The sequence below is a fragment of the Enterococcus alishanensis genome, assembly GCF_019218635.1.
Lineage (GTDB): Bacteria > Bacillota > Bacilli > Lactobacillales > Enterococcaceae > Enterococcus_A > Enterococcus_A alishanensis.
On sequence record NZ_JAHUZB010000007.1, the window covers coordinates 146,766 to 169,349 of the forward strand.

13 protein-coding genes are annotated in these 22,584 nt (G+C 34.1%); 5 read left to right on the plus strand and 8 right to left on the minus strand.

The genetic code is table 11. The annotated features are described in order from the left end of the window. Positions 1 to 151 precede the first annotated feature (151 nt). The 4 genes from KUA55_RS18665 to KUA55_RS15535 all read right to left on the minus strand — a co-directional run bounded on the left by KUA55_RS18665 (position 152) and on the right by KUA55_RS15535 (position 11,186). A complete protein-coding gene (locus KUA55_RS18665; protein WP_218327304.1) occupies positions 152 to 6,208 on the minus strand; it encodes a Cna B-type domain-containing protein in 6,057 nt (2,018 codons plus the stop codon). 82 nt (positions 6,209 to 6,290) lie between these two features. Next, positions 6,291 to 8,525 (minus strand): MucBP domain-containing protein, encoded by a 2,235-nt coding sequence (locus KUA55_RS15525; protein ID WP_218327305.1) that lies wholly within the window; start codon positions 8,523 to 8,525, stop codon positions 6,291 to 6,293. A gap of 527 nt (positions 8,526 to 9,052) precedes the next feature. Next, a complete protein-coding gene (locus KUA55_RS15530; RefSeq protein WP_218327306.1) occupies positions 9,053 to 9,745 on the minus strand; it encodes a winged helix-turn-helix domain-containing protein in 693 nt (230 codons plus the stop codon). A gap of 331 nt (positions 9,746 to 10,076) precedes the next feature. Further along, positions 10,077 to 11,186, minus strand: coding sequence for a tyrosine-type recombinase/integrase (locus KUA55_RS15535; protein ID WP_218327307.1), 1,110 nt, complete (start codon positions 11,184 to 11,186; stop codon positions 10,077 to 10,079). 1,076 nt (positions 11,187 to 12,262) lie between these two features. Here KUA55_RS15535 and KUA55_RS15540 point away from each other — a divergent pair. Then, positions 12,263 to 13,093 (plus strand): hypothetical protein, encoded by an 831-nt coding sequence (locus KUA55_RS15540; RefSeq protein ID WP_218327308.1) that lies wholly within the window; start codon positions 12,263 to 12,265, stop codon positions 13,091 to 13,093. 32 nt (positions 13,094 to 13,125) lie between these two features. Here the strand turns inward: KUA55_RS15540 and KUA55_RS15545 are convergent, their stop codons facing one another. After that, positions 13,126 to 14,505 carry an MATE family efflux transporter gene (locus KUA55_RS15545; RefSeq protein WP_218327309.1) on the minus strand — a complete coding sequence of 460 codons (1,380 nt, stop codon included), beginning with the start codon at positions 14,503 to 14,505 and terminating at the stop codon, positions 13,126 to 13,128. Between the two features lie 140 nt (positions 14,506 to 14,645). On the opposite strand from KUA55_RS15545, the gene KUA55_RS15550 reads away from it, so the two are divergent. Continuing rightward, the gene (locus KUA55_RS15550; RefSeq protein WP_425514625.1) at positions 14,646 to 15,143 is read left to right on the plus strand and encodes a PadR family transcriptional regulator; all 498 of its coding nucleotides are present in this window, start codon (positions 14,646 to 14,648) and stop codon (positions 15,141 to 15,143) included. A 100-nt stretch (positions 15,144 to 15,243) separates the two neighbouring features. Next, positions 15,244 to 15,729, plus strand: coding sequence for a nucleotidyltransferase domain-containing protein (locus KUA55_RS15555; RefSeq protein WP_218327311.1), 486 nt, complete (start codon positions 15,244 to 15,246; stop codon positions 15,727 to 15,729). A gap of 115 nt (positions 15,730 to 15,844) precedes the next feature. Here the strand turns inward: KUA55_RS15555 and KUA55_RS15560 are convergent, their stop codons facing one another. The 3 genes from KUA55_RS15560 to KUA55_RS15570 form a co-directional block, all read right to left on the minus strand. Beyond that, entirely contained in the window at positions 15,845 to 16,420 is a 576-nt protein-coding gene (locus KUA55_RS15560) for a DUF1062 domain-containing protein (protein ID WP_218327312.1), read from the minus strand. A 174-nt stretch (positions 16,421 to 16,594) separates the two neighbouring features. Beyond that, entirely contained in the window at positions 16,595 to 17,422 is an 828-nt protein-coding gene (locus tag KUA55_RS15565) for an AraC family transcriptional regulator (protein WP_218327313.1), read from the minus strand. 164 nt (positions 17,423 to 17,586) lie between these two features. After that, a complete protein-coding gene (locus KUA55_RS15570) occupies positions 17,587 to 18,495 on the minus strand; it encodes a DUF2268 domain-containing putative Zn-dependent protease (RefSeq protein WP_218327314.1) in 909 nt (302 codons plus the stop codon). Positions 18,496 to 18,840: 345 nt separating this feature from the next. Here KUA55_RS15570 and KUA55_RS15575 point away from each other — a divergent pair, with 345 nt between their 5' ends. Together KUA55_RS15575 and KUA55_RS15580 are read left to right on the plus strand one after the other, a co-directional pair. Further along, a complete protein-coding gene (locus tag KUA55_RS15575; protein WP_218327315.1) occupies positions 18,841 to 20,580 on the plus strand; it encodes an ABC transporter ATP-binding protein in 1,740 nt (579 codons plus the stop codon). Next, positions 20,577 to 22,310, plus strand: coding sequence for an ABC transporter ATP-binding protein (locus tag KUA55_RS15580; protein WP_218327316.1), 1,734 nt, complete (start codon positions 20,577 to 20,579; stop codon positions 22,308 to 22,310). Before KUA55_RS15575 ends, KUA55_RS15580 begins: the two co-directional genes overlap by 4 nt. Positions 22,311 to 22,584: the final 274 nt, after the last annotated feature.

A 22,584-nucleotide genomic window follows, 5' to 3' on the forward strand; every position in this document is an offset into this window, starting at 1 on the left:
TCCCCTTTTTTGATTGATAGTACTTCTTTCTTAAATAAAAGAAGTACTATCCTTTTAGAATCTACTGTATAAATTATTTTGATTGAACCCTAAAGATCATTTATTTTTGCTATCAATAGATCATGTATTGCAATGATAATTTCGATAATATTTATCTATTTAGTTTTCTTAATTTTCTTATGAAAAAAAGAACAACCGCCATCAATACAATTAATGTTCCTAAAATAGAAAATAAATAATTATAGTTCTCACCTGTATTAGGGAGTATTTTACTTAAAAAGCTCTTGCCAGAACTAGTGGGATTATTCGTAGTCGTTATTACTTTTGGTGTATGAGAGTTGGTAATAATGATGTTCCCTTTATCAGAATCATCAATAACTGTCGTATATCCAGGCACATCATCGATTTCTTTCACTGTGTAAGTAATATCTTTCCCATCTCTTCTTTGGTCTAAGTCTTTCCAAGTAGTTGTCCATTTGTTCCCACTATTTAGCTCTTCAGGATTACCGGTTTTCACACCATCCGCATAAAGTTGTACAGAGATTTTATCTGGTCTTAAACCATCTTGATCATTCTTATCATTCCAAGCTTTAGTAACAGTTACACTGGTTTTTCCTGGTGTATAACTATTGGTAATATCAGTACCTGTTACTGTTGGTGTATAGTCAGTCACTGTATCTTCGGTGATGGTGTAAAGAATCTTGCTACCGTCTTTGTACTTATCTATGTTAGCGAAGGAGTACTTCCAGTCCTCTTTTGCAGAGACTGTTTTTGAATCTACTTTTGTCCCATTAGCTAACAAGTTCACCTTGATTGATTCTGGACGCTTGCCATCTTGATCATTAGCATCATCCCAAGTTTTCGCACCTTCGACAGTTGTTTTCTCAGGCGTGTGTGAATTGGTAATGATGACATTCCCTTTATCAGTGTCGTCAACAGCAGTTGTGTACCCTGTAACTGTTCCTTCTTCTTTCACAGTGTAAGAAACATCTTTCTTATTTTGCTTTTGAGCTAAATCAACCCAAGTAGTTGTCCAGTTGTTATCACTATTTAACTCTTCAGGGGCACCAGATTTCACACCATCCGCATAAAGCTGAACAGAGATTTTTTCTGGTCTTAAACCATCTTGATCATTGTTATCATCCCAAGCCTTAGTAACAGTTACACTGGTTTTTCCTGGTGTATAACTATTGGTAATATCACCACCCGTTACTTTTGGCGTATAGTCTGTCACTGTATCCTCAGTAATTGTGTAAGAAATTGCTTTACCGTCTTTATACTTGTCTAAATTAGTAAAAGAGTACTTCCAATCTTCCGTTGCAGAAACTGTTTTTGAATCTTTTTTTGTTCCATCTGCTAACAAGTTTACGACGATTGATTCTGGACGTTTACCATCTTGATCATTAGCATCATCCCAAGTCTTCGTACCTTCGACAGTTGTTTTCTCAGGCGTGTGTGAATTGGTAATGATGACGTTCCCTTTATCAGTGTCGTCAACAGCAGTTGTGTACCCTGTAACTGTTCCCTCTTCTTTCACAGTGTAAGAAACATCTTTCTTATTTTGCTTTTGAGCTAAATCAACCCAAGTAGTTGTCCAGTTGTTTCCACTAGATAACTCTTCAGGAGCACCAGATTTCACACCATCCGCATAAAGCTGAACAGAGATTTTTTCTGGTCTTAAACCGTCTTGATCATTATTGTCATCCCAAGCCTTAGTAACAGTTACACTAGTTTTTCCTGGTGTGTAGCTGTTAGTTATATTTGCTCCTGTAATTTTGGTTGTGTAGTCAGTTACTGTATCTTCAGTAATTGTGTAAGAAATTGCTTTACCATCTTTGTACTTATCTAAGTTAGTAAAAGAGTATTTCCAATCTTCCGTTGCAGAAACTGTTTTTGAATCTATTTTTGTTCCATCTGCTAACAAGTTCACATTGATTGATTCTGGACGTTTGCCATCTTGATCATTAGCATCATCCCAAGTCTTCGTACCTTCGACGGTCGTTTTCTCAGGCGTGTGTGTGTTAGTAAGGTTAGTCCCTGTTACTGTCGGTGTATAATCAGCCACAGCTTCTTCGTTAATTGTGTAAGAAATCTCGGTTCCATCATCTTTGTATATTTCTAAATCAGAAAAAGAGTATTTCCAACCATTTGCCTCAGAGACTGTTTTTGAATCCACTTTTTTTCCGTCAGCCAGTAAATTTACTGTGATTGAATTTGGACGTTTACCATCTTGATCATTGGCGTCATCCCATGATTTAGTTCCCTCAATGGTCGTCTTGTCTAATTTATTAGTAATTTCATAACGGTAAGTATTTTTTTCGTTAGGATCACTCTTATCCGTCTGAGTCATAGTATAGCCACTTGGTACGTCTTTTTCGTTCACAGTATATTTATTTTCCACTGCTTTTGCATTAGACATATGATATTTTTCTAAGCCTTTAATTTCCAGCGTTTCCCAAGTACCATCTGTTGATTTAACGATTTCATATGGATCAGTTGAGCCATCTTGATTAAATGCTTTGCCATCTTTTTTCAACTCAACTACGATATTTTCTGGACGTTTGGAAGTATTCCCGCCGTCTTCCCAGATTTTTGTTACATAAAGGTCTACAGTTTCAATAAGACCTAGATCCCAGTTCTCACTTCTTTGTCCATCATTTACATGGAACTCTGCAGTTACATATGGCGCATCTATCCCTTGAGAAGTGGTATCGCTCCGATCATCAAATTTCATGCTACTACCATTGACAGTTCGCTTATATGATGCCGGCATTTCTTTTAGTCCAACTACATAATCTCCTGAAGTTAAATCGGGACCAGAAAATTCATAGTATCCATTGTTATCTGTGACAGTTGCTTTTACAAAAGCATAGGTGCCATCTGCTTCCTTTTTATACAAATTCATCGTTGTACCTTCTGGGTACGTATCTTCTATACTAGTCTGCCAGATACCATTTATAGCAGTGTCTAGCCAAACATTTCCCGATATAGCTACACTATTATTTGCACTTGATTTATCTACATATCCACCATCAACGTTATCTACCTTAATTATATTTTCAGGTGTAAGATCGATAGTATCTGTAATACCTAGATAACCACCTTTTTTATCTGATAGCCAAGGAGCATAATCGTAAATGACACTTTTATCACTCATGGGTTTCATATCATTCACGTTATTATCATTTAATTCCAGGTTTTTAGTTAGATCCCAACCAGCATCATAGCGATCATTTTGCATAATCACACGATACTTACCTGCAAATAATTGAGTGAATTCATAATATCCATTTACGTCTGTAGTAGTTTGATCAATAATATCATTGTTCTCATTTACTAAATAAACTGGATAATTAGGAATAACTGGTTCACTATCATTTCTGATCCCATCCCAATTACTATCTTCCCATGCATATCCGTTCAGACTTTTAACAGCATCATTCCCAACCATTAGACCTGCTTTTCTTGGTTCAGTGACTGCTATATTAAATTTATTATTTCCAGACTTATAATATCCGCCTAGTGCCACACTAGCCCATAAAGATTCTGTATTTGTGGTAATTTCTGGGACATGATAATCCATATAAACTTTTATGCCCTCACCAATACCAAGACCACTTTTCTTAACAATTTTTATCGCTCTATAATCATCCGTTAATTCAGTCGCTCCATCCCAAGGTTCCCATGTAGAATTAGAAGAATACCCTGAAACACCGGTATTTTTTAAATCTTTTTTATTATTAGCAGCGGTGGCGTCTTTAGAAACATATATTTCATATTCATCAAAATTGACTCCAGAAATGCCGGATCCATCATCGATTGATAAACCTTTTAGATAACCTGAAATAGTACTGTTTTTAGAGACATCATTAGTTGTGACAGTGTCGTTTTTGTAAGGCAACATACTGATTAACTCTGTTTGATTTGTGGGATTTGTTCCGATATTTTCAGCACTTAACCGGAATATTACATTTTTTCCTCCATTTTGATTTACTAATGAATTTACAAACGAAAAGTCTTCTTCATTTGTTCTACCAGTACTTACTTTAATTTCGCTTGAAAATTTTAAAGAAGAATCAAAAGTAGCCCATTGTTGAATAGCAACAGCATAGTTTGCCCATGGCATTCCTGTAGCTCCTCGCCATCCAACTCCTGCCACATATTTTTGATTTGGATTATTAGATCCTAAAAAAGCTGTAAAATCAACAGCTGAACCTGTTCTACTCGTTGGTTCAATGTCTCTAATGATCACTTGATATTTCGAATCATATGTTGTAGCCGGCATAGATTCGTTAATACTAATTTTGACTAAATTATACCCACCATCACTAGGAATAATTTCAACCGTTGGTTTTGTTTTAAAAACACCATCTTCGTATCCTTTTATGGTTACTTTTTCAGGATCAATGTTTAAAGTGTTAGGATATTTAACATATACAACAGGGTCTTCTATGGCTATATTGCCACCTGCCCATCCAACATTTGCCGGTGTATTTTTATAGGAAAATGTATCTCCTGCAGCAAATGTATTTTGAGAAGTTACTGAATCTTTGTTGTAAAATGGTTGTCCCCAACCTTCCCAGCCTGGATAAGCTCCCTGTACTTCTGGGATATAAACGGTTGTAGCATCGTACTCTTTGTTAATTTCTACATAGCTATCTCCGTCTAAATACTCTCCAGAAAACTTGGCAGTGTTAACAATATTATTATTTGTACTTAAAGTAGTGTCCGTAATATTTTCTGTTGTTTTTCCATTTAATTTGAAAATCACATCTCCACTGTTAGCTGGAATAACCTTACTTCCACCATAAGAAAGATCTAATTTTACCAATGTAACATATTCATCACTTGCTAAATTTAATGAAGAAACAGTCACGGAACCATTTTTACTAGGGTCACCAACCACTTGCCATGAACTATTTTTATTGGTTTGATAAGAGAATTGACTATCTATATTGTTTAATGTCGAATTCCAATTAAAGTCAGTGTAATTATATCCTTTAAAAAAATCTGTCTCTTTATATGGATCGTCTATGATGACCATGTTTTTTGTTTCAGAACCAGATGTATAATTAACTGAATACTCAATTGATTGATCTGCTTTTTTATAAATTTCTTCGGTTGCAGTCTTTCCTAAGACTCCAGCACCTTTATATAGTGTTTGTTTTTCTTTAATGGTACCTGCTTCAGTAAATTCTTCACCGTTGTATCTTGTGCCTGTAAAAGTAGCTTTTATTTCATAATTCTTCTCATTAACACCATCAGGAAGATCTCCATCCTTTAGCTTCGGATAATTGTAATCAATCGTTAGACCTGAAAAATTCGATTTATCTACATCAAATGGAGATACATCTAGTAATATATACTTAGTTCCATCTGGATTAGCTTTTACAGTTGATAAATCAATATTTTGTCCTTTGAAATTTAGCCCATTTAAGACAATATCTGCCGGAAAATCAACTTTCAATTTACCGTTAGCTACATTTAGCCCACCTTCTTTTAATTCTGGTGTCAAATTGATTTGAGCTGAATGTGGTATATAAGCCTTGAATGTACTAACTTGGTCAATAATATTCATGTATACCGGTTTTGCAGTATTATACGGAGAAACCTCTGGTATACTTGCCGCATCTGCATCATCTGCATTATCTCCGGTAAAAGTAACCTGGCCTGATAAAATTTCTGAAGGCAAACTTACACCCTCTTTAAATTTTACAGGGATCTTAACATCGTAATTCCCACCGGCCTGAAATTCTGCAAATCTAATGACAATATTATTTCCTTCTATTGAACAAGTGTATTCACCATTAGGATCTGTTGGTAAAGTCCCTGCCTCAAGTTTATCTGAAGAAGATAGTGGTATCGTTGCAACCGCATTATATACAGTATTGTCCGTTCCGTAAGACATTCCACCAAAAGTTAATATAAGATTGAAATAATCTCCTGAAGGAGGATTATTTTTATCAACAGCAACATCAACTCCTAATTTAGCAATCTTATCGGTTCTCGTTATACTTGGGTTCACCGTTTGATCAGCTTTCTCAATAGGGGGAATTGATTGTTCAGTTTGAACTTCATTGTTTTCTATATTTGGAACCTCTTCTGCAAAGGCTGCCCCAAAAGATGAGAATTGAGAAAACATTATCACAATCAACATAAATACATTGATTACTTTATTAAATATTTTTTCTTTACGTATTTTCTTCACAATACTCTCCTTAAAAATTATCCATATATTTTCAAAAGAAAGGACTAGCGGTATATAGATACTAGTCCTTTTTTACTCACCTTTATTTAGGAGTATAGAAAGCTATTCCTTCATCTCTCCATCCCAAACTAATTAACCAATCGGCTTCTATTTTAGAAGCTGTATACATATGAGAACCTGGCCCTGTAGCATTTGGATTAAATACACGGTAAATTGGATTACCTTGTTCTTTAGGAACCATGTAGAAAGATGTTCCTTCTTTTTTCCAGCCAGCTGCAGCTACAGTTTCATACTCAGATAAACTGGTTGTATAAAAATGCTCTCCAGAGTTAACATTGTATAAACGATAAACTTTTACTGCATCTGCATATGTTGCTTTAACACTCTGGAAGGCAGTTCCTTCACCAGACCATTTTTGATCTTGAATCCAATTGTATTCATCTTTGCTTGTTGTAAATAAATGGTCTCCATCATTTGGGTTGTATGCTCTATATACAGGTACTAAAACATCTTTAGGTACTACACTGTCTTTTTGATAAACATAAGTTACAATCGGAACGGCATTAGTAAATGTACCTGTAGCATTTCCAATAACTTCCTTAAATTTATATCCAACAATATCTTCTTTTTTTGTTGTATATGGCTTGCCAATTTCACCGCGTTCTATATAGCTAGATTTGATTTCGTTTCCATCAACATCTTGATATTGGACAAGTACCATTCCTTCAGTACTCTCACCTGCAAGCTTGTGATAGGTCAACTTGATTGAGCGATCTTCTTCATCCAGTAATCTACCTGCAGCTGGTGCATATCCCGCTTCTGTATCAGTAACTACACCATTAAATCCATATCCAGTAAGATAAAGAATTTCGGCATTATAATAGTCTCCATATTCTCCAGTAATAGTTCGCTCATCAAGTTTTTTTACTGCATTTCCTTTAGTATCATATTCCCAATACTCAACAGTTAATTTACCAGGAACTATTTTAGAATATACATAGGTGACTTGTTGCGGACTAGAAGTAAATTTCCCATTTGCATTTCCGACAACTTCTTTAAATCTATACCCATAAAAATCTTTTTGAACAGTGGTGTAGTCTTCATCAACTTCACCTTCTAAAACTGTATCTTTTTCTTGTAACTTATTGCCAGATTCATCAACGTAACTAACTGTCACATTTCCTCCCTGAACAATATCTTTCCAAACAGCATATAAAATAGTATTTTTTGCAATAGTATATTTGTCACCAGCATTATATAGAGGAGATGTGCCTGCTACATAATTTTGATCCGTACTCCAACCAATAAATTTTGCATTATCTTTTTTCATATCATTTTGATCTTTTAGTACAATTGACTTTTCACCATCATATGGACTATCCGAATCAACAGGCGCTGTTCCTGAAGAATTTCCGTTTCCGTCATATACCATTACATACCCTAAACTTAACTTTCCATAGCCTGGATTAGTTTCTAAATTGATACCCACATATGGATTAGTTACTGTGATTCCAGCCAATGAAGCATATGGTAACAACGCATCTGGAACACTTACGATGAATGTAGTCTCTCCAGAAGGCGATGAGACTGTCAGCAATCTGTCAAATTCACCTTTATTTATTTGGTTAACATCATCCCAAGTACTATCTTTCATAACTAACAAGTTTTTAAATGAAAAATTCAAGGTGCCAAATTTATTTTGTAAGTCTAAAATATTTTGTCCCGTAACATTTGGTTTTACTGATACAGAAATTTTCAAAATGTTATTTGCTGACGTTACAGACTTTATCTCAAAAATATTTGAATACGCTGCAGCTTCTTCTCCATCAAATAACAAACTATTAAAATCTGTCGTAGTTTGTAATTGATTTATAGTGTTTTGATTCAAGGAAAAATAATTTGATAGCGCACTATTTAAATCAATATTCAAGTCAAAAGAGCCCGAAATCAGTGCAGCAGACTTGAACTGTCCTATAAAAGTTTGTTCAAGGGGAGAAATTGTAGATATCTGCCCTGTAGAGACCGCTTGAATAATTCCATCAATATTATTCAAATCGAATTTAGCTTGTACACCGAGAGAATTAGAATCACTTTTTAATAAAGGATTATCCCAGCCAACCACACTACCATCTTGTTTTATAAATGATACTGTTGTATCTCCAGTCGCTTGCAACGTCCCTTTATGCATAGCTGCGTTATATTGAGCTTTATCAGCATCCGTAGACGCATGAACTTTTGCCCCTCCTGTGTACATAGTTATCCCAAACATTGCCACTAGACCTAATAAAAAAAATGGGATCTTTTTTTTCAAATTCATTTTTTCTCCTCCTTATATTTTTTAAATCCTCTTTCTAATACGCTTATGTTGAGGTATTAAAATCCCCATCCTTCCGTCCAATTTTTATAATGTTCTTATGTTCAGCCTAGTTAGAGGTAAGGTTACGACTAACTGAAATTGTCACATCTGGATTAAACTCAGGTATATCCTGACATTTCCATCAGATACTCACATACAATCTAAATTTGTTCCGTTTCTCCACCCAACGTTAACTGCAACATCACATTAAGTTTTATTTGTTGATTAAAGACGTCGCTAGAATTTGGATTTTAGATTCTATATTCTTGTTTCTTCTCTTGCATGTCTTTTTTAATAGGTCAGTAAAATATTAATCTTCTAAATCCATCTGATTCATCTGTTCCTGATATCCAACATGCGATAATAGTATTCATTTTTATTAGCAAATTATTTCCATAACCGTTGTTATATATCCGATATATAGCTGCTTCAGGACTAGCTATGGATGTTATCGTGTAGTATCTTCTTTTTTCTGCTTTGTCATCCTATTAATTTACTAATTCCAAAGAATAACCTTTGCCCCAACTGGTTAAGATCTTCATATTTTCTATGCCAAATTCCTTTAGCTTCCTATTAATATTTTTTGAAATATTTGAAAGCCGGCTTTGGGTAGAACTTGTACAATCTTTACCCCATATTTTTTCTGACAACTCTTCTCGCGAGACATATCCAGTAGCTTCTTCTAACTCTTTAAAAACAAGTTTTTCTTGATTCGATAAAGTCCTTAAAAATCTTCTTTTTTCTTCTTCCTTCATCGTTTCTTCATTAATACGAATAGATTTTTCCATATTCGTATTCATTAAAGTCAACTGATCTTCGTAATGATCACACCAAAGCAGCTCCCTGAGATAATCAAAATTCGTTTCCTCTGAAATAAAATGAGTGATTCCTTTTTCCAACCATAATCCCTTCTCATTCTCACTCAGAGAGTGACTTGTTTTTAAAATAATTATTGTCTGCTTAAAACTACAAACAGAAAGAATCTCGTAAATCATCTGATTAGATACTGTCTCACTAAAAATAACTACTTGAAAATATTTTAGTAATCCGCTAACATCACCTCCGGTTCTTAAAATTTTTAACAGTTGTTCACTGCAAAAAACCTCATGTTTTATTGCATTTAGATGTTGAATAAATTTAGTTTCAAAGAATGAACAATTAGATAATAATAAAATATTCATTTTCTCCTCCTTTTCTCAAAAATTTACATCAAAGTATGCAATAATATTACTTATTAAGAAAGGATAAAAATTGATTAAACAGCATCATCTATTTCAATAAATTCTTGTTTTTATAAAAAACAAGAAAACCGTCAGAAGCTTAGACTATTACGAGATCTAAGTGGCTTACTGACGGTCAAAGACGGCTTATAATTAATTTTGGTTAGCGAATTAAATAATGAAAAAGTAAGGAAATTAAAAAAACAAGCCCTATAGAAAGCGTTTTCATTAAAAGGCCCAAAAAAACTTTTTTTTAGTCATATATTTAAAATAATCATAGTTTTTTTTTCTCTTAAGCTCCTTTTTGATCTAATGTAGCTATTACTTGAATTCGCTGTTCTAACATAGCATCAGCATATGTATCTAATGTCATCTGAGTGGAAGCATGACCTAATAATGCGCTTACTGATGCGATATCGGCATTTTTTTCAATACAGCGAGTAGCGAACGTGTGACGCAATTGATGAAAATGAACATGATTTAATCCGGCTAAATCTCTTATTTTATGAAAGTGATAAGTTAGTAAGCGAGGCTCGCAAGGTTTCCCTTGTGTTTCTAAAACATAGTAACTATCTGACTTCTTTTTATAGTACTTTAACTGATCCAGAAGTTTTTTTGTCATAGGAATTAGTCTCGTTGAGGCATCTGATTTAGATTCGGTATAGTATAGTTTAGTATTATTTTTATCAGATAAAGAATTAATCCTTTGATACGTATAGTTAATTCTTAACAATCTTTTTTCAAAATCTACGTCTTCCCAACGCAATGCTGCGATTTCTCCTATTCTCAAACCTGCCGATAAGCCTAACTGGACTGCAAGTCTTCCTTTTCCACTGATCTGATTGGCAGCAGCTTCTATCTCTTTTTGCTGTCCTCTAGATAATGAAGAAATCCTTCTTCTTCTAATCTTTGGAAGCTGTATTTGATTGCAAGGGTTAACTGTAAGATCACCTCTTTCTACAGCAGCATTAAGACACTGATTTAATAATCGATAGATAACATGAATTGACGCATTGGATATTCCTTTTTTTTGCCACGTCGTGATTAATTCTTGAAATTGTATTTTATTTAGTTCATTTAATGGATAATCTCCAACAGATGGGTAAACGTAAGCAGTTAATTTATACTCATAACTAGCAAAGGTAGATTGTTTAACTGAGTCTTGAATGGAAGCAAGCCAGTATTTTCCCCAACTAATAAGTGGCATTACGCTATCACCATTCGTTTCTCGTAAATTCTGATACTTTGCTTTAAAAATGTACAATTTATTTTTTACTTCATGATAAGTTTTCCCATATATGTAGCCATATTTAATTTTATTATCTTCTCTTCTTCCCTTGATGAAACGACCTTCCCATCGTCCATCTTTGCGTTTATAAATGTTTTCTCCTCTTCGACTCAATTTGAAAGACTCCTTTTCAATAATATATAAATTTATGACGGCTTAATTGACGGCTAATACTTTTTTCGCGAAAATACAGCTTTCTTTTTAAAAAATAAGATATTTCGTCATAAAAAACGTTTTTAAATAAATTTGTTGATATAAACCACGAAACAAATTACAATATAAGGTATAGAAGGTTTATAAACTGCTTAACAGCACATATCTATCTCGTTTTTTATAAGAACAAGAAAAAAACAGTCATGTTTAAGCTAACTTTAAACATAACTGTTTCTCTTTTATCGCATTAATTTTTGAAATCGCTTTCTTTTTAATTTAATAAAAAATATCAATTTGGAAACACCTACTTATACGCCTTATCCCTAGAACATAAGTAGGTGTTTTTTTCTATGTTAATAGAATAAAGGTTCGCTGATATTGCTTTAAAAATGACTATTCTGAACGAATTGATAACTCTTTTACTGATATAAATCTTTTTTTTATTAAATAAAAAAAGCGCTCTTTTTCTATGATCATTTACAGATTACACGCTTATTAAATATCGAATTTTAGTATTATTTTTTTTTGGTTATTACAATTCTCCAGATACATATTATCTGTATTAAAAACAGATAATTATATGTATAATTCAAGAAATAAGTTGAATAAGTAGTAATTATATATAATATTTATCCGTAATAACGAATTATTTTCATTCTGTCTGTTGAAATTATTGTTTCTTAAAATTTTTATAATTTATCCAAAATAGAAGGATTCATACTGATTCTCAAAAATCAAATAGTCATTAATTGATTCTTAAATCTTGATAATAGACAAAAATTCAGACAATAACTTTGTAAACATAATAAACCTGCCAGTTATTAAAGAAAGGTATCCTCTAATTGCCTATAAAGATGTTGTATTTATTTCTTTTGCAATATTAATATCATTGCTTCCTTGAAGATCTCTGGTTTTGTTTGTTATTAGCAGATTTCTATATTATTTTGAGTTTGATATACTTAAGTCGAAAGCAGGTGTTGATATTGGAAAACCCACTAAAACTAAGATTGATGCAATAAAGTAAATCATTACAAGAAATGGATAAAACAGAAACACTTAACTTGCTTGGTGATTCAAAATTAATCGAAAAATTAACCCATGTTGAACACAAAAATTTGTTAACTCACATTTGGAATCTAATTGGGTTAGCGGAAATTCCCAATACAATTGACCTACCTTATACTCAGAACCTAGTTTCTTATGTTAATAAACATATTGCTACCGAAGAAGGATTTTCATATACAGGTATTGCAACTGAAATTGTCCCCTGCTACAACGCATTGATCTTTGAAGCTTACTGCCGTTTAGGTCTTGGCCATACTGATGAAGCTCAAGCGGCACTCAATTGGATAAAACAATATCAAGTTTTTGATCGAGTGACAAAAACTACTTGGCCGTATGAAGGTATTTGTAAACATGGTGGCTGTATGAAAAATGTTCCTTTTTTTATCGGGATTGGTAAAACGGTGCGGGCATTAATTACTTATCGAGATTTTTCCCAAAATGAAGACACTGAAGTAAATCAATTAATCCAAATAGGTTTGGAATATATGATGCAACATCACATGTTTCAAAGACTGAGCAATCAAAAACCCATTAGTCCACACATCACCGATATCATGTTTCCCCAAAGTTATGTGCTTTCTTTGACGGACATTGTTTATATTATTGGAAAAACGAATAGTTTAAATAGGCCTGAGATACTTCCGGTATTAGATTTATTAAAGGACAAGCAAACTTCTACGAGTGGTTGGAAAATTGACTATATTTATTCATATCAAGGCTATGTCCCATTTGATAATCGAAGGAAAGATTCCGAATGGATCACGTCTTTGTTTTTAAGCTGGCTGGGAACCGATGTGTTTTAGTGCATTGATTCTATTTCTATTTTTTTCAATAATTATCGGCTAATTTTTTCCATACTTATTGATGGAAGACGCAAATTATTTAATTGCTTTTGTAAGGCAATTGCCATGAATAACGTAATCACAGCAGTCAGGATATCTGCAATTGGTTGGGAATAAATGATTCCTTTTGTTCCCAATACTTGTGGCAACATTAAAATAACTGGAATAAAGCAGATACCTTGGCGACAAATTCCGAGAAAAAAACCTTCCTTGACTCTTCCTAATGCCAAGAAAAGTGACGAATACACGGTATGAAAGCCAAACAACATAAATGAAAGTCCAATAATTCTTAATGCTTTGGCTCCGATACGAACCATTTCGGTACTTCCAGTTGAAAATATTGAAATAATTTGAGTTGGAAATATAATCATCGTTAATCCGAAAATGATACAAAAAGCGGTTGACCAAATAATCGACACTTTAATCGCTTCAGCGAGACGATCATATTTTTTTGCGCCAAAATTAAAACCCGCAACTGCTTGAAAACCTTTGATAAATCCAAAGACCATTAATGTGCCCAAAGACACAATTCTAGTCACTGAGCCCATTCCAGCAATAAAAGAATCCCCGTATTCTCTAGATTGTATATTGGTTAAGGTAATAGAAATGCTTGTTAAAACTTGGAAGGCCAAAGTCGAAATACCCACCTTAAATACTGGCAGAAGAATATTTCTCCCTAGATCAATCTCTGAAAATTTGAAATTGAACACACTATTCTTCATTAGAATATTGAGAACTAATACTAAAATAGCCATACTTTGAGCAACGACTGTCGCAAAGGCAGCACCTGCAATCCCCATCTGAAAAGTATAAATAAAAAGTGGGTTCAGGATAAAATTTAAAACGGCAGTTAAAGAATTTACGATTAGCACTAATTTAGCTTTGCCTTCGCTAGAATTAAGGCTATTCATCGTAACGATATAAATATTTAGAATCAAAGAAGGAACATAAATTTTGGCGTAATCCAAAGCATAATTCAAATTTTCTTTGGTTCCACCTAAAAATCTTAAGAGACTGTCTAAGTTGAACATAATTAAGAGTATCGCTAAGATTCCTAAAAACAAGCTACCATAAATGGCGGTTGAGGCAACTTTGTTTGCTTCTTCCATTTTTTTTGCTCCTAATAAGCGTGGAATATACGCTCCCGCCCCATTTCCAAATAAAAGACCTAAAGCAACAACGGCTTGTCCAATCGGTGCACAGATCAGAATTGCTGAAAGTTGGCTGACCCCAAGATTGCTGATAAAAAAGGCATCCCCAATATTATCTAAAGCCGTAAATAACATTCCTAACATTATTGGCAAACCCATCTTAAATAAAAGGGGCTTAATTGGATCCGTTCCCATATTGATTTCCTGTACTTTTTCTGTCATATTAATCCCTCCAAATCTTCCATTAAAGAAAATACTATAATTTATAGCACTTTACTTCGAGAAGTTACAATACTATAATTTATAGTAAATTGTCAAGGAGGATTTTTATGGCTACAATCGATTTAATTGTTTTAGGGATATTGAAAACAGAACCACTTAGCGCATATGATATCCAAAAACTGGTTGAATACCGCAATATTTCTAAATGGGTAAAAATTAGCACCCCTTCTATATATAAAAAAGTAATTACATTAGAAGATAAAGGACTCATAAAAAAAACTTTGGTGAAAGAAGGAAAAATGCCAGAAAAAGCTGTTTATTCTTTAACAGCAGAAGGAGAAAAAGAATTTAAAAATTTGATGGTATTGACTTCACTTCAACCGATTAGAATTTTTTTAGATTTAAATGCGGTCATTGTCAATCTTGATTCCCTTTCAGCTCAGGAACAAAAGGTTTGTCTGGATAATATCGAAAAAAATCTGAAAATGCTTAAGACCTCTTTAGAAGAAAATCAAAATATGAAAGCTAGCCTCCCAGAAATATCACAAACAGGGAAAGCCGTTTTGAATCAGCAAGTGATTTTAGCAGAAGCTATTGAAAATTGGCTACAGGATACTCGAAAAAACTTAAACGAATAAGAAGTATCTTTAAATGACCTTAGTCGATGTAAAAAAGATGAAGCTACCTGACTGACTAATCCAAACTTTAGTTTAACGACCAAAAAAGGAGCAAATAGAGATGAAAAAAGAACATACTACTGAAACAGATTTATTTAAAATTCTTGATATTATGGATGAAACAGGTATCAAATATTATCTGGATGGTGGCTGGGGTGTCGATGTTTTGACAGGTAAGCAGAATCGGCAGCATCGAGATATTGATCTTGATTTTGATGCTGATTTTACAGATGATTTACTAAAAAAAATTCATGATATTGGCTATGAAACCGTCACAGACTGGTTACCGGTGAGAATAGAATTGTGGCACGAGACTTATGGTTATTTAGATATTCATCCTTTTATTTTTGATGCCGATGGTTCCGCCAAGCAGGCTGATTTAGAGGGTGGTTTTTATCAATTTGAAGCAGATTTTTTCACTACCGTTCCCTACCAAGATCGTCAAATTCCTTGTATTTCTCAAAAGGCACAATTACTTTTTCACAGCGGCTATGAGCTACGAGAAATCGATCAGATTGATTTTCAAAATTTAAAAAGCTTAGAATAATATTTTAATCAAACCTCTTACTTCCAAAAAGTTAATAGTAGTCGTTAAAAAAATTAGCTATAAAAAGAACTTGTCCCCCAAAAATCAATTATTGATTCTTAGGTGGCAAGTTCTTTTAGTTATTGTGGGTAACTATTTCTTTGGCATTAAAAAACACAATTAAATGATCATTTAATTTTTTTCTAGCTTCTCGACTATTAAGTTTCTCAAATTGACAATTAAAAAAAAGACGTTTGAATTCTCCATTAGACAATTCAAGTTTTCTTTTTAACAGAGTTGAAAGCTTGATATCCACTGGATAATCACTAAGAATTTCTAATTTAACAGACTCAGATGAAAGGAACTTTTCCCCAATGATTTCATAATCAAGTTCCTTAATATAAACCCCATTCTTTTTCAAAGTAGTTTTATCCAAACTATATTTTTTTACTAGCTCTGGATCATTATCCAAAAATTGATTCAGCATTTTTAGATCTATTTTATTTGAATTTACTCGAGAAAAGATCGTCGCATTCCAGCTAGTTTTACATTGTTCACAATTATAGATTAACCAAATATCTAGATTTTTCTTTTGCGCATTCACACGAAACATCTCTGAACAAATAAATTCAGTATCTTTGTGGCATTTTTTACAGTGGCGAATAATTGTAGGTATGGACAAGCAATTTACTTTCCATTGAACATTTTTCATCACCATCAATCCTTTCTTAATTCACTTAAGAAAGAACTGAAACAGGTGGATCTACCGCTACCATTCTCATACCAAAGCCCCCTTTTCCAATAAAAAAATCTTCTAAAACTAGTCACTTGGTTAAGTCACTTCATTTTAGAAGAAATTTGTGCTGTTGGCTTCTGAATTCTTGCTCTATTTTACTGGAATACAACAATCTAATTTAACATAACCGTTTTGCCAATCGACTTCACGATAAATATTCAAGCCATATTGCCCTCGCATATTAAATTTACTTTGCGGTAACCAGATACTAAAGAGTCCCTGCAGCTCGTTAAAAATATTCGAAATGTAGCCTTCAAAGGAATATACGGCATATTTCCCACCCGATACAGTTGCCATTGCTTTTGTTTTTTCTGTCACACTTAAACAAAGATCGCACAGGTTATTTTGCTGGGTGGTTGAAGATGGATCTGTATAAAATTTTTCAATCATGATAGTCGCCGAAGTCATATTTGCTTTGTTGTGATCAATAAAATTTGACCAATTCTGTTTGACATTCAAATAATTATCTAAAGTTCGTTGATAAATCACTGGATAATCCAGCAGATTTTTTATTTGAACAGCTTCTTGATAATTCTCAAATGATTTAAGCTCTTCTATTTTTTCGTTATTAAAAGGATTGATAACCCTGCTTGAATTAGCAGTCTTTCTAAACTCAGTTGGCGAAACTTGGAAAAGATTTTTAAAAACCGTACTATAATTATTTGCACTGTAACCATAATCCAAACCGATATCAGAAAGTGTCCGTGTCTTTTCCAGCTTGATATCGATTGCGCTTTGTTCGACTTTTAATCTTTTGATAAAAGAATAAACACTTTCCCCAGTGACTTCTTTAAAAATTCTAGAAAAATAAAATTTCGAAAGATAAAGATAATCGGCAATATCTTCAATCAAAATATTTTCCTTATAGTGTTCCAATATATAATCAATACTCGTATCTACCAGTTTTTTCTTATCCATCTGAGCTTGCCTACCTTTAGTGATCCTGATTTGTATAAGTATATCATCATTTATTTTTCCAAATTAAAAAAAGAGCTTCATTTCATTATTATTATGAAATGATCGCTCTAATTTTTCATGCAACGATTTAAATCTTTGTTACAAAAAATTGGTATCCGCATTCTTCAATCAAAAACATGTGAGCCACTGATAATTATTTCTGAGGGTGATAACGTGGCTTCTTCAATGGTGGCTCCAGAATTTTTTAGATATTCTTTTACAATATGATAGCCGATGGTATATCCAGCATTTCTGGAAAGTCCAACTGGCGCATAACCCTGTTCTCGTGCAACTTCATCGCCATACATATATGCGGCAACTTCCTCAAAGCCACGTCCTTTACGACCGTCCTTTATTACTTCAATTGAGTAAGCTAATTCTTCTTCATCGTAATCTTGCACCCAAGGACCACGCTGTTCAATTCCAAATAAGGATTCGGCAAAAACTTCTGCCAAGCCTTCAATAACTAAATATTCTTCTACGCTGACATCTCCGTGATTAAAAGGAGCATAAGTAAACCGGATATTATGATTGAATTCATGGGCTAAGGCTGATTTTAAGCGTGTACGATTATAGTCGTTAGGAAAAACAATTAAAATCATGTAGCCAGGAATCCCTCCAAAACCGCTATAACCTTCACTTGCCATCACAATTTTATTCTCAGGATCAGCCAGAAGTATATTGAGAACAAATTCTTTCAAAGGAATCTCGTAACCAATATTTTCAAACCTAGCAATTCCTGTATCAATCACTGCTTGATACTCCTCAAAAATCTTTGTCGCTTTTAACTCAGAAATTTGGTCGGCAATTAGATCAACGCTTTTTCTAGGCGTCCACATCCCCATCATCTCCGAAGCCATGACTACATCATAGCCTCCTGGTGTTTTTGGTAGAAGTGGCGCATTTAGATATTGCCACATCTTTTCCATTGGCTGCATAATTTCATAGCGAAAACTATTCTCGTCAGCTTGGCCATTGATTGCTTTTTCATAAAACGATAATGAATCAATTAATTGAACCTGCTTTTTTCCCATAATGATTCCCCCTTCTTTTTTAGAATAAGGGTTTACGCAACGTCAATGTCAAGTGGAGAAATTTATTTTAGCCAAGAGTATTTTTGTAACGTCTATATTTTTTTGTTGATTAAGCGATAGATTGGTTGTCTACTACATTTTTTAATACTTTTTCTACGTCCTCTTCATAATCATAATATAGTGTCTAAAAAACTAAGGAACCATTTTATTTTTAGTCTAACTATCAATAATTTTTCTTTTACCATCAAAATAATCATAAAAATTAAATAAATATTGAATTTCTCCTTTTTGTTGGGTAATATGTGATTGAGAATCATTCTCAATTGCGAAAAAGGAGGAGTTACTTTGAAATCTCAAAATAGTCTTAGCTATTTATTTAAATTAGCTGGTCGTTCACGCTGGTTGTTACTTTTTTCTGGAATCTTTAGTCTCATTTCAGGCTTATTAGACTTTGTCCCATTCATTATGCTTTATCGAGTATTGCTTTTTTTATTCGGTGAAAATCCTAATGGTGAATTGGCAACGCAATACGCGATATATGCAATAATTGCTATTGTTTTTAAATTTTTAACAAGTATTATCAGTGGTGCCCTTTCTCATATCGGCGCTTTTAATACACTTTATGAGATTCGGTGTCGTCTAAGCACTCATATTGCAAATATTCACTTAGGCTTTTTCACTAACAACACTTCAGGTAAAATCAAAAAAGTGATTATTGAAGATACAGAACGTATTGAAACTTTGTTGGCTCATCAAGTACCCGATCTTGTAAAAGCCGTCACCGCACCAATTATTATGTTTATCTATATGTGTACTGTTAACTGGCAAATGTCCGTCTCCCTCTTATTACCAATCGTTCTAGGGGCTGCTGTGATTATGTTAGGCATGCGTAGCAGTGGCAGTTATATGCCCCTTTATCATCAGCTAACAGGCAAATTAAATTCTTCTATCATGCAGTTTATCAATGGTATGAATGTGATGAAAGCTTTTAACGTGACTGCAAAAGGCTTCAAACAGTATTCCGATACTGTTGAGGAATACCACGTGATGTGGACAGAATGTACAAAAGCCCAAGGTCCTTACTATGCAATTTTCATGGTATTAATTGAATCAGGTATTTACTTCAGCTTCCCTATTGGTGGCTGGATGTACTTAAATGATGCCATTGATTTACCCGTTTACCTTTTCTTCATCGTGATGAGCATTGTCTTTTTAACTTCTCTAAAAAGTTTGTCTAATTTTTCTGTTGCCATTATGCAAATCATGACCGGGACAGAAAAAATTAAAGAAATCATGGATGTGCCAAATCAGCACTTTGGCTCTGTTTCAACGATGAGTCAGGAATTAAATGCGCTCGATTTTGCGAATGTTACTTTTGCTTATGAAAAAGAAAATGTGTTAAAGGATCTTTCGTTGCATATTCCTGCAAATAGTTTGACGGCATTTGTTGGCGTTTCAGGTTCTGGAAAATCAACGACTGCACAATTGATTCCCCGTTTTTGGGACAATCAAAACGGATCAATCAAGATGGATCAAACAATGCTTAAAGATTTTTCTGAAAAATCACTGATGGAAAATGTTAGCTTTGTTTTTCAGGATGCCTTTATGCTCCATGACACTATCCGAATGAATATCGCTGTTGGAAAGACCGATGCTACGGAAGATGAAATCATTGCAGCAGCTAAAGCAGCACAAATTCATGATATGATTATGGGCCTTCCAGAAGGTTATGACACGATTTTTGGAGAAGCTGGGGTAAAAATGTCTGGCGGTGAAAAACAGCGGATTTGTATTGCTCGAGCTATTTTAAAAAATTCTCCGGTCTTGGTATTAGATGAAGCCACTAGCTTTACTGATATTGAAAATGAGCGGAAAATCCAACTAGCTCTTGGGGAATTGCTGAAAGATAAAACCACAATAATGATTGCTCATCGCTTGCATACCATCATCAATGCGAATCAAATTTGTGTATTTGATGACGGTCGAATTATTGAGCAAGGAACCCATCAAGAACTTTTAGACAAAGCTGGAAAGTATGCTCATATGTGGACAGCGTATACATCAGAAAGAGCGGTGATAAGATGATTCAGATTATTAAGAATATCCAATTTATTATTGGAGAACAAACCAAATTGTTAGTCAAACCTTTGCTATTGGCGATTTTAGATGCTTTTCTTAATATGTTTTTTTATGGCGTAATGATTTTAGGGATTGTTCGATTAGTGGAGAGGAGTTTTACTAGAGATTTTTTTATTCAGTGTGTTTTCTTTCTAACAATCGTTTTTGTGATTCGTCTTTTTCTATCGCGGTTTACTTATAATTCTATGCAGATCAATGGATCAATCATTGTCACAAAGTTAAGAATTCAGTTGGCTGATCACGTTCGAGGTTTAAATTCTGGCTTTTTCAATCAGAATAGTATCGGCAAGCTTACCAGTAATTTCACTACCGACATTGCCGATTTTGAGCAGGTCTTAACCCACAACTTCATTGATTTCTTTAAGGCGTTTTTTATGGTAACGATCGGAATTATTGCAGCAGTGGTAATTGATGTTCGTTTTGCACTGATTATTGTGATAATGATTTTAGTTGCCCTGCCTTTACTGATTGTCGGTGGCGCAAAAGGAAATAAACTTGCTGGAACCCACAGGGAAAAAATTAACGATGTCATTTCTCGTGTAGTGGAATACATTAACGGTATTAAAACTTTTAAATTGTACCAATTGAGTGGCGCAAAATTTCAGCGTTTAGATCAATCCTTCAATGATTTAAAAAAATCAGCCATCAAAGTCGAACTGTCGTTAATACCATATGTTATGGTTTTTTCGACTATCGTCTCCTTTATTATTCCCGTGGCACTTGTTTGGGGCACTTATTTACTGACTAATGAAGCTAGTAGCCCAGAAAGTTTTATCGCTGTGCTGATACTAAGTATATCGATTTCTGGTCAGTTGATGGCCATCGGTATGCTTTATCCACAAATGAAATTCATTGCTAAATCTGCAGACAATTTGCGTGAAGTTTTATCAGCCAAACCTTTGAACTACCAAGTAGATGCTTTGGATGGAGCAAATCATGCGATTCAATTAGAGGATGTGTCCTTTTCTTATGAGAATGGTGTACCTGTACTGAAAAATATTTACTGTGAGATTCCCGACGGAACTACAACCGCACTGATTGGACCTTCCGGCTCTGGAAAATCTACCATCATCCATTTGATTTCTCGCTTTTGGGACGTTCGGAGCGGCAAACTAACCATTGGTGGCGTGAATCTTACTACAGTAAAACCTGATGCTTTAACTAAGCATATCAGCTGTGTTTTCCAAGAAGTCTATCTATTTAACGATACCATTTTAAATAATATCAAAATCGCGAAACCAAATGCTGATCACAGTGAAGTTGTTGCCGCTTGCCAGGCTGCAAATTGTCATGATTTCATTTTGAAACTAGAAAATCGTTATGACACGATTGTAGGCGAAGGTGGTTCTACCCTTTCCGGAGGAGAGAAACAACGGATTTCGATTGCTCGAGCAATTTTAAAAGACGCACCTATTGTTCTTTTAGACGAAACAACATCTAGTCTCGACGTCGATAATGAACGAGAAATTAATCAAGCTTTAGACAAACTGATGGAAAAGAAAACGGTGGTAGTTATCGCCCATCGTTTGAACACCATTATCAATGCCGACCAAATTATTGTACTGAATGAGGGTAAAATTCGAGAAAAAGGAACACACTTTGAACTCCTTGCAAACAATGACTGGTACGCCCAAATGTATCAAGAACAAGTAAGCGCTCGTAACTGGGTGATTTAACACTCGGAAAAATGTAGTGTCTGAATGTACCGACCCTCAAAAGTTAGACCAAAAAACTAACATTTTGGGGGTCGATTTTTTTGGCTAAATACAGTTTCGAACCGAAACTGAAAATTGTTCATGAGTATTTAGATGGTAAGGGAGGTTATCAGTATCTGACAAAAAAAACGCTATTAATTTTTAGGTCAAGTAAGGGATTGAGTTAAAAACTATCATCCATCGTTCCGTGAAGAAGGACTGCTAACGCTCTCATGATGCCACACATAAAAAAAAC

What these genes read in the sequence shown, in the direction of transcription:
- KUA55_RS15525 (WP_218327305.1), bottom strand. Translation starts at nt 8,525, where the DNA reads ATGAATTTGAAAAAAAAGATCCCATTTTTTTTATTAGGTCTAGTGGCA.
- KUA55_RS15530 (WP_218327306.1), bottom strand. Translation starts at nt 9,745, where the DNA reads ATGAATATTTTATTATTATCTAATTGTTCATTCTTTGAAACTAAATTT.
- KUA55_RS15540 (WP_218327308.1), top strand. Translation starts at nt 12,263, where the DNA reads ATGGATAAAACAGAAACACTTAACTTGCTTGGTGATTCAAAATTAATC.
- KUA55_RS15545 (WP_218327309.1), bottom strand. Translation starts at nt 14,505, where the DNA reads ATGACAGAAAAAGTACAGGAAATCAATATGGGAACGGATCCAATTAAG.
- KUA55_RS15555 (WP_218327311.1), top strand. Translation starts at nt 15,244, where the DNA reads ATGAAAAAAGAACATACTACTGAAACAGATTTATTTAAAATTCTTGAT.
- KUA55_RS15560 (WP_218327312.1), bottom strand. Translation starts at nt 16,420, where the DNA reads ATGAAAAATGTTCAATGGAAAGTAAATTGCTTGTCCATACCTACAATT.
- KUA55_RS15565 (WP_218327313.1), bottom strand. Translation starts at nt 17,422, where the DNA reads ATGGATAAGAAAAAACTGGTAGATACGAGTATTGATTATATATTGGAA.
- KUA55_RS15570 (WP_218327314.1), bottom strand. Translation starts at nt 18,495, where the DNA reads ATGGGAAAAAAGCAGGTTCAATTAATTGATTCATTATCGTTTTATGAA.
- KUA55_RS15580 (WP_218327316.1), top strand. Translation starts at nt 20,577, where the DNA reads ATGATTCAGATTATTAAGAATATCCAATTTATTATTGGAGAACAAACC.